The following is a 14,548-nucleotide window of genomic DNA, read 5'->3' on the forward strand; positions in this document are numbered from 1 at the left end:
GGTTTATTTGAGATGCTTATTTTTAAGAGTATGCTTTTATTTTAGGAATGTTTTGATCCGATGAGTCGAAAGCTCAGGTTGTGCTCACTCTTAAGTTGATGGGCATGGGGATGTTTCAGTTTTCGGAGAAAGATGGGGATATGATACAGCGACTATCAATAATCGCTATAGTGATCTGACTAGCCTTATTCATGTTTATACTAACCATTGTGTGGATACGTATAATCAGGGATTAAGGCGTTTGGAAGGTCGTTTTCTTAGCGATTGGATTGTATATAATCGTTTCCGGAGACAATTGACAATTTCAGTATTAGATATTGTTGCGTTTTTTCCAAATTATGATATTAGAACATATCCAATTCAAACAGCTACTCAGCTAACGAGGGAAGTCTATCTGGATTTACCTTTTATTAATGAAAATCTTTCTCCTGCAGCAAGCTATCCAACCTTTTCAGCTGCTGAAAGTGCTATAATTAGAAGTCCTCATTTAGTAGACTTTTTAAATAGCTTTACCATTTATACAGATAGTCTGGCACGTTATGCATATTGGGGAGGGCACTTGGTAAATTCTTTCCGCACAGGAACCACTACTAATTTGATAAGATCCCCTTTATATGGAAGGGAAGGAAATACAGAGCGCCCCGTAACTATTACCGCATCACCTAGCGTACCAATATTTAGAACACTTTCATATATTACAGGCCTTGACAATTCAAATCCTGTAGCTGGAATCGAGGGAGTGGAATTCCAAAATACTATAAGTAGAAGTATCTATCGTAAAAGCGGTCCAATAGATTCTTTTAGTGAATTACCACCTCAAGATGCCAGCGTATCTCCTGCAATTGGGTATAGTCACCGTTTATGCCATGCAACATTTTTAGAACGGATTAGTGGACCAAGAATAGCAGGCACCGTATTTTCTTGGACACACCGTAGTGCCAGCCCTACTAATGAAGTAAGTCCATCTAGAATTACACAAATTCCATGGGTAAAGGCGCATACTCTTGCATCTGGTGCCTCCGTCATTAAAGGTCCTGGATTTACAGGTGGAGATATTCTGACTAGGAATAGTATGGGCGAGCTGGGGACCTTACGAGTAACCTTCACAGGAAGATTACCACAAAGTTATTATATACGTTTCCGTTATGCTTCGGTAGCAAATAGGAGTGGTACATTTAGATATTCACAGCCACCTTCGTATGGAATTTCATTTCCAAAAACTATGGACGCAGGTGAAACACTAACATCTCGTTCGTTCGCTCATACAACACTCTTCACTCCAATAACCTTTTCACGAGCTCAAGAAGAATTTGATCTATACATCCAATCGGGTGTTTATATAGATCGAATTGAATTTATACCGGTTACTGCAACATTTGAGGCAGAATATGATTTAGAAAGAGCGCAAAAGGTGGTGAATGCCCTGTTTACGTCTACAAACCAACTAGGGCTAAAAACAGATGTGACGGATTATCATATTGATCAGGTATCCAATCTAGTTGCGTGTTTATCGGATGAATTTTGTCTGGATGAAAAGAGAGAATTGTCCGAGAAAGTTAAACATGCAAAGCGACTCAGTGATGAGCGGAATTTACTTCAAGATCCAAACTTCAGAGGGATCAATAGGCAACCAGACCGTGGCTGGAGAGGAAGTACGGATATTACTATCCAAGGAGGAGATGACGTATTCAAAGAGAATTACGTTACGCTACCGGGTACCTTTGATGAGTGCTATCCAACGTATTTATATCAAAAAATAGATGAGTCGAAATTAAAAGCCTATACCCGTTATCAATTAAGAGGGTATATCGAAGATAGTCAAGACTTAGAAATCTATTTAATTCGTTACAATGCAAAACACGAAATAGTAAATGTACCAGGTACAGGAAGTTTATGGCCTCTTTCTGTAGAAAATCAAATTGGACCTTGTGGAGAACCGAATCGATGCGCGCCACACCTTGAATGGAATCCTGATTTACACTGTTCCTGCAGAGACGGGGAAAAATGTGCACATCATTCTCATCATTTCTCTTTGGACATTGATGTTGGATGTACAGACTTAAATGAGGACTTAGGTGTATGGGTGATATTCAAGATTAAGACGCAAGATGGCCACGCACGACTAGGGAATCTAGAGTTTCTCGAAGAGAAACCATTATTAGGAGAAGCACTAGCTCGTGTGAAAAGAGCGGAGAAAAAATGGAGAGACAAACGCGAAACATTACAATTGGAAACAACTATCGTTTATAAAGAGGCAAAAGAATCTGTAGATGCTTTATTTGTAAACTCTCAATATGATAGATTACAAGCGGATACGAACATCGCGATGATTCATGCGGCAGATAAACGCGTTCATAGAATTCGAGAAGCGTATCTGCCGGAGCTGTCTGTGATTCCGGGTGTCAATGCGGCTATTTTTGAAGAATTAGAAGAGCGTATTTTCACTGCATTTTCCCTATATGATGCGAGAAATATTATTAAAAATGGCGATTTCAATAATGGCTTATTATGCTGGAACGTGAAAGGGCATGTAGAGGTAGAAGAACAAAACAATCACCGTTCAGTCCTGGTTATCCCAGAATGGGAGGCAGAAGTGTCACAAGAGGTTCGTGTCTGTCCAGGTCGTGGCTATATCCTTCGTGTTACAGCGTACAAAGAGGGATATGGAGAAGGTTGCGTAACGATCCATGAGATCGAGAACAATACAGACGAACTGAAATTCAACAACTGTGTAGAAGAGGAAGTATATCCAAACAACACGGTAACGTGTATTAATTATACTGCGACTCAAGAAGAATATGAGGGTACGTACACTTCTCGTAATCGAGGATATGACGAAGCCTATGGTAATAACCCTTCCGTACCAGCTGATTATGCGTCAGTCTATGAAGAAAAATCGTATACAGATAGACGAAGAGAGAATCCTTGTGAATCTAACAGAGGATATGGAGATTACACACCACTACCAGCTGGTTATGTAACAAAGGAATTAGAGTACTTCCCAGAGACCGATAAGGTATGGATTGAGATTGGAGAAACAGAAGGAACATTCATCGTGGACAGCGTGGAATTACTCCTTATGGAGGAATAGGACCATCCGAGTATAGCAGTTTAATAAATATTAATTAAAATAGTAGTCTAACTTCCGTTCCAATTAAATAAGTAAATTACAGTTGTAAAAAAAAACGGACATTACTCTTCAAAGAGCGATGTCCGTTTTTTATATGGTGTGTGCTAATGATAAGTGCGCACGAAATTTTATTGTCAAAATAGTATTTACTTGAGAAAAAGATCATGTTATGTAGAGATATTCCCTTATAATACTTGTTCCACATTCATAATTTTTGGATGATACATTACAACAAAAACAGTCGCAAATTTATATTTTCTGCATAAAATATATAGTTAAGAACCTAAGAAGAGAATCAAGTAGTAGGATAAAACTGAATAAGGAAGTGTAGCTACAATGAATAAAAAAATAAGAAATGAAGATGAGCATTCATCGATAGAATTATCATATAGTAATTCAAAAAATCAAAAGCATAAGGTACCATTTTGTTGTACCATTTCAATTCCTAAAGGATGGGAAGTTATATCAGAATGCCAGCCCAAAATCGTCTATCAACTTGATTGTCTGTCTATTATAAAAGAAACGTGTCGCAAAGTGGTTGAGGTAAAAGATTGTGGTCAAACGGAAATCGATGTTAATGTGTTAAAAATAAAAGGATGTATCTCTTTTCTGATTAATATAGAGGTGAGGCCAAAGGATGAACGATGTGTTTGCTTCACAGATTCCCAAAATCAAGACATAGCATTGTGTTGTAAAGATACCGTATGTGTAGATCATGTACTTCAATGTAGTGTGGGGCATTTACCACCTCTTCATTTAAATTGTCACAATGTAACAGTCTGTGATGTAAAAGTGGTACCGGTCTGCGATGCGGCCTGTCAATTCGTGAAAGTGACAGGGGGTTTTCAATTTCATCCTCACTTTTAAATATCGAGGTTCCGACTCCCTTGTATATTGATGATTTTCTCATAAAAAGTGACTATAAATATAATGTTAAAGTTTGTATATTTAATATATTTGCAGTGGGAATGGAAAAGGGGGGCTTTATCATCCTTTATAGCTTGTGGAAAGAGGCGAATTTAATGGGAAATTGGTTTTTATTTGAAGTCCTCGATATATGAAACCCTTCATGTGAATTTTTAAAACCGTAACCACATTTAAGAAAAAGAAAAATGTTTAAACTTTCATCACTATAACATTAATATTTAAATGAAGTGGGATATATTATGCGAAACTTCAGATAGAGATAGAAAATGAATAACTAAAAAAATTCTTACAAGATATCATTATTTTAATTTGATTATTGTTTCTATTCTGCTTATTTTATGTTAAATTTAATATGTACATGTAAAATGGTTTGAAATTTAGTATGATTACATGCAGGAAAAGAGTACGTTCGAAAAAGAACGTACTCTTTTATATTTACCTTGATTATCTTAAAAATATAATCATCATTTTTATTAGGTATAAATTTGATATGAAACACATACATTCTTAAAAGTACTTGTTTTTTAATAGAGCAATATAGTTTGAACTATTTATTTACGGTATATAAAGCTGCACGCCTACACTATACAGGATGTATGAAAAAAGTTTTAAAATCCACAGATATAGCAAAGTGCTCATTTGCCATATCTGTGGATTTTAAAACATAGGTTATGTTACAAAAACATTATAAGAGATTAACCGTCAAAGATGTGAACCAGATATAAGCCAGCTAGTTTTTTTACGAATGTAGTATACCCAAACAATTTATAAGACATATGTATACAAACCTTAAATTCAAAGATTTATTCTCAGGAACTCTAAAGTATGGATGAAAGAGAAATAAGCCCTGGTTATTTAAACGGTGAAGGAAGTTCAATATGATAAAGGAAAATATCAGATTAGAGGCTCTACACAACTAAAAAATTTGGTGAAAAAATATAAAGAATTTAGTGGAATTACAGATACTTGTGGGAAAAATGGTGGAATGAAAGGTGTATCAAATTGGTTAAAAGAGAAATATCCAGTTATATGGTTTACGAAATTTGCGGGTGTACATCGTTGAAGTATTCATACCAAAGGTATGAAAAATATACGGCTAGAACTCGAAAAATGATTAAAAAAGTAAGATCTATTCACGTAAAGCACAAAGAATTTGGTTATCCACATATGAAAATCCCTTTACAGGAAGAGGGATATTTTATAAATCACAAGAAAGTATATCGCTTAAAGATGGGGCTAAACATCCAATCTATTATTCGAAAGAAGCGTTGCTTCTTTAAAGGGAACTATTCCAAATTTTTTCTGAATGTTTTAAATCGTGAGTTTAAAGATCGCCAACAAAATGAGGCACTTGTTACAGATATTACTTACCTACAATTCCAAGAGGAATTTCGGTATCTTTCTGTTGTACAAGGTGTTTATAATAACGCAGTTGTTTCTTGGAAAATATCTACGCGTAATGATAATGAACTTGTATTAGATACGATTGAAATATTGGCACAAAAAAGAGACGTGCGTGGAACCATTCTCCATTCAGATCAAGGATTCCAGTACACATCTCATGCCTACAACAAACGACTTTCCGATTTAAGTATCATTGGTAACTACTCCCGCAAAGGAAACTGCCATAATAACGTTTGTATCGAGTCATTTTTCTCCCATTTCAAATCGGAGATGTTGTATTTGAATCATTTTAAAACAGAAGAAAATTTAATACAAGCCAATGAAAAATATATTTACTTTTATAACTATAGACGGTTCAAAAAACGACTCAACCATCAAGCTTCAATAGAATCTCAAATCTCGATGACTGCTTAGTCTTTTTAATACTGTCTACTTGACAGGGGTAGGAACATAATCGGTCAATTTTAAATATGGGGCATATATTGATATTTTATAAAATTTGTTACGTTTTTTGTATTTTTTCATAAGATGTGTCATATGTATTAAATCGTGGTAATGAAAAACAGTATCAAACTATCAGAACTTTGGTAGTTTAATAAAAAAACGGAGGTATTTTATGGAGGAAAATAATCAAAATCAATGCATACCTTACAATTGTTTAAGTAATCCTGAAGAAGTACTTTTGGATGGAGAACGGATATCAACTGGTAATTCATCAATTGATATTTCTCTGTCACTTGTTCAGTTTCTGGTATCTAACTTTGTACCAGGGGGAGGATTTTTAGTTGGATTAATAGATTTTGTATGGGGAATAGTTGGCCCTTCTCAATGGGATGCATTTCTAGTACAAATTGAACAATTAATTAATGAAAGAATAGCTGAATTTGCTAGGAATGCTGCTATTGCTAATTTAGAAGGATTAGGAAACAATTTCAATATATATGTGGAAGCATTTAAAGAATGGGAAGAAGATCCTAATAATCCAGCAACCAGGACCAGAGTAATTGATCGCTTTCGTATACTTGATGGGCTACTTGAAAGGGACATTCCTTCGTTTCAAATTTCTGGATTTGAAGTACCCCTTTTATCCGTTTATGCTCAAGCGGCCAATCTGCATCTAGCTATATTAAGAGATTCTGTAATTTTTGGAGAAAGATGGGGATTGACAACGATAAATGTCAATGAAAACTATAATAGACTAATTAGGCATATTGATGAATATGCTGATCACTGTGCAAATACGTATAATCGGGGATTAAATAATTTACCGAAATCTACGTATCAAGATTGGATAACATATAATCGATTACGGAGAGACTTAACATTGACTGTATTAGATATCGCCGCTTTCTTTCCAAACTATGACAATAGGAGATATCCAATTCAGCCAGTTGGTCAACTAACAAGGGAAGTTTATACGGACCCATTAATTAATTTTAATCCACAGTTACAGTCTGTAGCTCAATTACCTACTTTTAACGTTATGGAGAGCAGCGCAATTAGAAATCCTCATTTATTTGATATATTGAATAATCTTACAATCTTTACGGATTGGTTTAGTGTTGGACGCAATTTTTATTGGGGAGGACATCGAGTAATATCTAGCCTTATAGGAGGTGGTAACATAACATCTCCTATATATGGAAGAGAGGCGAACCAGGAGCCTCCAAGATCCTTTACTTTTAATGGACCGGTATTTAGGACTTTATCAAATCCTACTTTACGATTATTACAGCAACCTTGGCCAGCGCCACCATTTAATTTACGTGGTGTTGAAGGAGTAGAATTTTCTACACCTACAAATAGCTTTACGTATCGAGGAAGAGGTACGGTTGATTCTTTAACTGAATTACCGCCTGAGGATAATAGTGTGCCACCTCGCGAAGGATATAGTCATCGTTTATGTCATGCAACTTTTGTTCAAAGATCTGGAACACCTTTTTTAACAACTGGTGTAGTATTTTCTTGGACGCATCGTAGTGCAACTCTTACAAATACAATTGATCCAGAGAGAATTAATCAAATACCTTTAGTGAAAGGATTTAGAGTTTGGGGGGGCACCTCTGTCATTACAGGACCAGGATTTACAGGAGGGGATATCCTTCGAAGAAATACCTTTGGTGATTTTGTATCTCTACAAGTCAATATTAATTCACCAATTACCCAAAGATACCGTTTAAGATTTCGTTACGCTTCCAGTAGGGATGCACGAGTTATAGTATTAACAGGAGCGGCATCCACAGGAGTGGGAGGCCAAGTTAGTGTAAATATGCCTCTTCAGAAAACTATGGAAATAGGGGAGAACTTAACATCTAGAACATTTAGATATACCGATTTTAGTAATCCTTTTTCATTTAGAGCTAATCCAGATATAATTGGGATAAGTGAACAACCTCTATTTGGTGCAGGTTCTATTAGTAGCGGTGAACTTTATATAGATAAAATTGAAATTATTCTAGCAGATGCAACATTTGAAGCAGAATCTGATTTAGAAAGAGCACAAAAGGCGGTGAATGCCCTGTTTACTTCTTCCAATCAAATCGGGTTAAAAACCGATGTGACGGATTATCATATTGATCAAGTATCCAATTTAGTGGATTGTTTATCAGATGAATTTTGTCTGGATGAAAAGCGAGAATTGTCCGAGAAAGTCAAACATGCGAAGCGACTCAGTGATGAGCGGAATTTACTTCAAGATCCAAACTTCAGAGGGATCAATAGACAACCAGACCGTGGCTGGAGAGGAAGTACAGATATTACCATCCAAGGAGGAGATGACGTATTCAAAGAGAATTACGTCACACTACCGGGTACCGTTGATGAGTGCTATCCAACGTATTTATATCAGAAAATAGATGAGTCGAAATTAAAAGCTTATACCCGTTATGAATTAAGAGGGTATATCGAAGATAGTCAAGACTTAGAAATCTATTTGATCCGTTACAATGCAAAACACGAAATAGTAAATGTGCCAGGCACGGGTTCCTTATGGCCGCTTTCAGCCCAAAGTCCAATCGGAAAGTGTGGAGAACCGAATCGATGCGCGCCACACCTTGAATGGAATCCTGATCTAGATTGTTCCTGCAGAGACGGGGAAAAATGTGCACATCATTCCCATCATTTCACCTTGGATATTGATGTTGGATGTACAGACTTAAATGAGGACTTAGGTGTATGGGTGATATTCAAGATTAAGACGCAAGATGGCCATGCAAGACTAGGGAATCTAGAGTTTCTCGAAGAGAAACCATTATTAGGGGAAGCACTAGCTCGTGTGAAAAGAGCGGAGAAGAAGTGGAGAGACAAACGAGAGAAACTGCAGTTGGAAACAAATATTGTTTATAAAGAGGCAAAAGAATCTGTAGATGCTTTATTTGTAAACTCTCAATATGATAGATTACAAGTGGATACGAACATCGCGATGATTCATGCGGCAGATAAACGCGTTCATAGAATCCGGGAAGCGTATCTGCCAGAGTTGTCTGTGATTCCAGGTGTCAATGCGGCCATTTTCGAAGAATTAGAGGGACGTATTTTTACAGCGTATTCCTTATATGATGCGAGAAATGTCATTAAAAATGGCGATTTCAATAATGGCTTATTATGCTGGAACGTGAAAGGTCATGTAGATGTAGAAGAGCAAAACAACCACCGTTCGGTCCTTGTTATCCCAGAATGGGAGGCAGAAGTGTCACAAGAGGTTCGTGTCTGTCCAGGTCGTGGCTATATCCTTCGTGTCACAGCATATAAAGAGGGATATGGAGAGGGCTGCGTAACGATCCATGAGATCGAAGACAATACAGACGAACTGAAATTCAGCAACTGTGTAGAAGAGGAAGTATATCCAAACAACACAGTAACGTGTAATAATTATACTGGGACTCAAGAAGAATATGAGGGTACGTACACTTCTCGTAATCAAGGATATGACGAAGCCTATGGTAATAACCCTTCCGTACCAGCTGATTACGCTTCAGTCTATGAAGAAAAATCGTATACAGATGGACGAAGAGAGAATCCTTGTGAATCTAACAGAGGCTATGGGGATTACACACCACTACCGGCTGGTTATGTAACAAAGGATTTAGAGTACTTCCCAGAGACCGATAAGGTATGGATTGAGATCGGAGAAACAGAAGGAACATTCATCGTGGATAGCGTGGAATTACTCCTTATGGAGGAATAAGATACGTTATAAAATGTAACGTATGCAAATAAAGAATGATTACTGACCTATATTAACAGATAAATAAGAAAATTTTTATACGAATAAAAAACGGACATCACTCTTAAGAGAATGATGTCCGTTTTTTGTATGATTTGATTTAACGAGTGATATGTAGATATATTTTTTTGCGAAGGCTTTACATGACAAAAAAATTCTAAATTTAACCTTAAATATAGTTGGGGTGAAAATATGCCAAACTAATTTATTCCGAATGTTAATTCGAAACAAATCATAAACAGAAAATACAGGCATAAAAAAATTTTGTGTAAGACATTTTTTTATACCTGTATTATGGGTGTATTTCCCCTGTTAAAATATTTAATTAAAACCATCATCTTTTTTATTATCTTCAGGAATATATGGAGAGTAAAATGAGATTTCATCTAAACAAAAAATAATAACCATAGATAGCAAAAAGATTTTCGAAAAGACAAGTATAAAGAATGTGATATTAAAAACCTTGAATTTATAAATATAACAATGCACGTTATTGTTAATTGTATTATGTTGTCATTCATTTAATGCGTCATATTTGTGTAAATTTTTTATGACATTATTAAGCTCCAGTACTGTTTTCAATTAAGGGTATGCGTATTTATATTCAATTAGTAATACATTTATAATCAAAAATTATATATATATACTAATAAACTACGTGATTTTATGTATTTATGTTTAATTTAATGAAGATTGGCTTTTGAATACCTATATATATGATTATCTTTAAGGAAAAATAAAATGATTTCCTAGAAGGGTGGTATTACGTACTAATTTATTAAAAGTTATTTAGTATAATAATTTCGTGCAATTTTTTGGGTAATTTGGATAAAAATATAAAAAAATAATAAATTAAGACTATGGAGTTTAGTGTTTTAGAATCGTCTTTAAAACGGTAGATACAGAAACAGAAAATTATACAGATAAACAATTTCTTCCCTCTCTGAAACAGAAGGAGTACAGTTTTCCTAAAATAGGAATTAGTTCGCAGTGGAGGGTTCAATTCTATGATATCTATCTAAGGGGTATTAATTAATTCGTAGTGGAATTGATGTAATGGCATATGAGTTAGAATTTAAGAATTCTTACGGTTAATTAACAATGACTTCTCAACTACTCAAATACTAATCTACTTTAGGCTAGACAAATTGATTTATAGAATTCAACTGATTGTAAACAAACTATGAATCCTATGAAATTTTCTAAGATTTATCCAGCAAAATAACCTTTTCTACAGAAAATAAATTTATGATGGAAGCTGAAGTAGCTGCTAAAAATGGTATATCCGTCTTAGCAAAAGAGTGAGTCACTTTAAAAATAGAAAATTTAACTATAGAACCAAAAATATTATTATTTGAGCAGAAATCTAAAGAATAATATAGATTAGTCTAAAAGATTTTTAGATTACCCTAAGCTTTTAAAATATCCATACGATACAAACCCTAAATTTTTTTGTATTTTTAATTTACTATACTCATAAAAATATCCGTGTTTTGGTGGGCGGAGGAATGAGTAATTTTTATTTTTCCTTTAACAATCATCAGTATAATTCTGAGTTGGCTAAGGAGTGTATCCTATAGCAACCGAACATTTAAACTGATGATATACAACTCAGTTAAAAAAGTACTTAAATAATATTACAGACGCTTTTAACCAAAAAATGAATTGAATCCGTGCTCTCTCGAAATTACAATTATTTCTATTAAAAAACAAATCTAAAAAACTGATTAAAACAATGGAGTGAATTTGATTGTCATTTATAAAAAATAGTAAGATAGGGACTAAGTTAAATGGATTGATAACCATATCTATCGTTGCTTGTATAATTCTTTCAACATTAGGTTTTTTTTGCTTAGTAAAAAGTAAAAATGCTTCAACTAATATGTACGAACATAATTTATTGTCAATCCAACATATTGGGGCTGTAGAAGCGAATATTTTCCATGTTAATATGAATTTAATGGAGATGATGATATCACAAGATGAAAAAAGAAGTAAAGAATTACTAGCGGAGATAAACGGGGCTCGAAAAGAAAATGATAAATTATTAAAACAATTGGAATCTAAAATTAATTCTAACCAAGAATTAAAATTGTATAAAGATTTCTATGGATCATTTGATGAATTAAGAATGCAAATAAAAAAAATACAAGATGTAAACTTATCCAATAATGAAGATTTATATACATATTATTTAAAAGAAATTGAACCAAATATTAAAAAGGCAATAGAATCCATTCAGGAGCTTATTAGATATAACAAAAATAATGCACAACAGTTACAGGAATCTAATATTAGCAGTATAAAAAATACAATGACAATGTTTATTAGCATATCAGTTATAGTAATAATAATTGTTACTTTTATCGGTTATTTTATTAAACGTGCAATCAAGCAACCAATCATATTATTACAACAGGACATGGAAAAAGTATCTGCAGGTAATTTAACAATACGCACTTCTTATGAATCTAATAATGAATTAGGACGTATAGTACACTCTTTTAACAATATGTTAGATAATCTACAACAACTAATAGGAAATGTAAAGAGTACAACCAATGAGGTTATTTCTTCTACGGAAGGTATGTTACAAAATACAAAAAAAGCAACTGATATATCAAATGAAGTTGTTCAAAATATTTCTGAAGTAAATACCAAAATTGAAGGACAATTTATAAGTATCCAAGAGAATTCATCATCATTAAAAGAAATAGCTACTGGAGTTCAAACTATTGCCGAATCGTCAACAATGATTACGGAAATGACTGTTAAAACAACTGAACATGTAAATTCAGGCAGTGAAGAAATAAAACAATCTATCCTTCAAATGAATAGTGTACATGCAGTTGTTGAAGAAACCTCTATAGTAATAGATAGACTTGTTACACGCACGCAACAAATTGATAAAGCCCTAAATGCTATTACTAATATTGCAGAACAAACTAATCTTTTAGCATTAAACGCTGCAATTGAAGCTGCACGTGCAGGTGAAAATGGGAAAGGGTTTGCGATGGTTGCGGAAGAAGTAAGGGATTTGGCGGAAAAATCCAAGGAGTTTGCCAATGAAATAAATCATTTAATTAAAAATATTCAACAAGATACAAAGGCAACAGTTGATGTAATGCAAAGGGGGAAACAAAAAGCAATAGAAGGAAAGGAAGCAGCTCAGAAGGCAAACCACGTATTCTTTTCTGTTGTAAAGGATATTGATGGAATATCTAGTCAAATGCAAGAGGTATGTGCAGCAACAGAAGAAATGTCTGCAGGAACAGAGGAAGTGAATATATCCTTGTCAACAGTCTCTAAAACTGCAGCGGAGGTAGCAAGCGGAACCAATTATGCTGCACATTCAATCCAAGAACAAGCAGTATCAATTGAGGAGATAGCGAATCAATCTAAAAAAGTAAAGGGAAAAGTAGAAGAATTATCACATTTGGTCTCACAATTCATAATAGAAGAACAAGAAATGAAGAATTAATTTTATATAACTTGAACTACTCACCACTTAACGTCCTTACGGACTGTTTGAAGTGGGAGATTCCTGCGAACACCGATGTATCCACCAGTTATCTTAGCAGGCTCTGCCCGTAGTCCCTACGGTGAAAACAGAAGTATCTTGTACGTTGACTCATCACGCTACCTACTTTAGCTTGGTTTTCGCAACTTCGGCAAACGTGGGATGGTAGAACGTTGAAGATTTTACGATTGCAACGTCTTTCTGCAACCAACCTTATATCTTCAGTTTTCAAAGAGCGATCTGTACAAGTATATAATAGCAAACATGTTGGCTTACGCCAACCGACATTCATCTCCCACCTATTTGCTGGTGCTATCGCACCTTCACACAAATTGAGGAAAGAGTCTTCTGTCGTAAAAAGATAAATTTTTATTAATAATTTTTTGATTTAATAAAGAATCTGTCGATATATATAAAACTATAATTAAAATAATAAGTGATGTCTTTTTCATGAATAAATTCAAACAGGTTAAATGATCTGAGTTCTGCCCTACTTAACTAACTTGTGGTCTGTTTATAGTAGGGGTCCTGCGAATATCAAATAGCCTTTGCTTGTAGACATACTGTGAGAACTTAAGTATCTTGTTCGTTAATTATCAACATTGCCAAGCAGGGTTGATAGAAAATTTGTACAAGTAATTAATAGCGAAAGTTTTGGCTTATACAATCTGACATGTATTTCCCGGTTATTAGTGGTTTCACACCTTTATGCATATGGAGAAAGAGTCTTCTGCCAAAAAATAATAAAATTTAAGTGAAAAGATTTTTTTGTAGATAAAAAGCCGTTTTCCTAATTTAAGGAATTCGGCTTTTCTGCCTCATTTTCATAATGATTGTACCAATTTTAAGGTCATTAATTGTAATTCTTACTTTAAAGAAATTCAATAAGGTTATACCTATAACATAAGATGATGCCTCTCTTCATGTATGGGACTTTTCATTCTAAATAAGATAATTCCTAAGTGTAATAATCAGTATCATAAATATATAAATGAAATTATTCCGATTAGAATTTTTTTCTAAAGGGGCATAATAAAGTTGAATTCCCCCTCTTAAGAGAAGCTTTAAACGAGAAATTCCTAATAACACCAAGGTATCAACCCATTATTTTAGCAGGATTTGCTTGCAGTTTCTACAATGAGAACTGAAGTGCCTTGTATCAGGATTCACACTCTAGCATGGATTGATAAAATGTTAAAGAATTTACCATTGTAAAGATTTTTCTGCAACTAACCCATGCCCATCAACTTAAAAATCTTCACTACCCCCAAGTGTAAAAAAACGTTATTCTTTCTAAAAAAGCTAGACTAGAAAGGATGACGTTTTCTTATGAATCTCTCGA

General features: G+C 34.3%; 6 protein-coding genes and 1 pseudogene. All 7 read left to right on the forward strand.

Annotation, left to right across the window (positions count from 1 at the left end; translation table 11 throughout):
* Positions 1 to 109 precede the first annotated feature (109 nt).
* Positions 110 to 3,091 (forward strand): annotated as a pseudogene (cry1Da, locus tag MR168_RS28450) (pesticidal crystal protein Cry1Da); the annotation flags it as partial.
* A gap of 375 nt (positions 3,092 to 3,466) precedes the next feature.
* Positions 3,467 to 3,997, forward strand: coding sequence for a hypothetical protein (locus MR168_RS28455; RefSeq protein WP_021728245.1), 531 nt, complete (start codon positions 3,467 to 3,469; stop codon positions 3,995 to 3,997).
* Positions 3,998 to 4,919: 922 nt separating this feature from the next.
* On the forward strand, positions 4,920 to 5,120 hold the full coding sequence (locus MR168_RS28460) for a hypothetical protein (protein ID WP_021728246.1): 201 nt from the start codon (positions 4,920 to 4,922) through the stop codon (positions 5,118 to 5,120).
* Positions 5,087 to 5,875 (forward strand): IS3 family transposase, encoded by a 789-nt coding sequence (locus MR168_RS28465; RefSeq protein ID WP_076612201.1) that lies wholly within the window; start codon positions 5,087 to 5,089, stop codon positions 5,873 to 5,875. Before MR168_RS28460 ends, MR168_RS28465 begins: the two co-directional genes overlap by 34 nt.
* Positions 5,876 to 6,077: 202 nt before the next feature.
* The gene (locus MR168_RS28470) at positions 6,078 to 9,647 is read left to right on the forward strand and encodes an insecticidal delta-endotoxin Cry8Ea1 family protein (RefSeq protein WP_242291678.1); all 3,570 of its coding nucleotides are present in this window, start codon (positions 6,078 to 6,080) and stop codon (positions 9,645 to 9,647) included.
* Between the two features lie 1,789 nt (positions 9,648 to 11,436).
* Positions 11,437 to 13,167 (forward strand): methyl-accepting chemotaxis protein, encoded by a 1,731-nt coding sequence (locus MR168_RS28475; protein ID WP_021728425.1) that lies wholly within the window; start codon positions 11,437 to 11,439, stop codon positions 13,165 to 13,167.
* A 212-nt stretch (positions 13,168 to 13,379) separates the two neighbouring features.
* A complete protein-coding gene (locus MR168_RS28480) occupies positions 13,380 to 13,571 on the forward strand; it encodes a hypothetical protein (RefSeq protein WP_071699962.1) in 192 nt (63 codons plus the stop codon).
* Positions 13,572 to 14,548: the final 977 nt, after the last annotated feature.

It is taken from the genome of Bacillus cereus group sp. BfR-BA-01356 (genome assembly GCF_022663635.1).
In the GTDB taxonomy this organism is placed as follows: Bacteria; Bacillota; Bacilli; order Bacillales; family Bacillaceae_G; genus Bacillus_A; species Bacillus_A cereus.

Excerpts from the sequence above, each read along its gene's own strand:
- MR168_RS28455 (WP_021728245.1), top strand. The coding sequence starts at position 3,467 with ATGAATAAAAAAATAAGAAATGAAGATGAGCATTCATCGATAGAATTA.
- MR168_RS28465 (WP_076612201.1), top strand. The coding sequence starts at position 5,087 with ATGGTTTACGAAATTTGCGGGTGTACATCGTTGAAGTATTCATACCAA.
- MR168_RS28470 (WP_242291678.1), top strand. The coding sequence starts at position 6,078 with ATGGAGGAAAATAATCAAAATCAATGCATACCTTACAATTGTTTAAGT.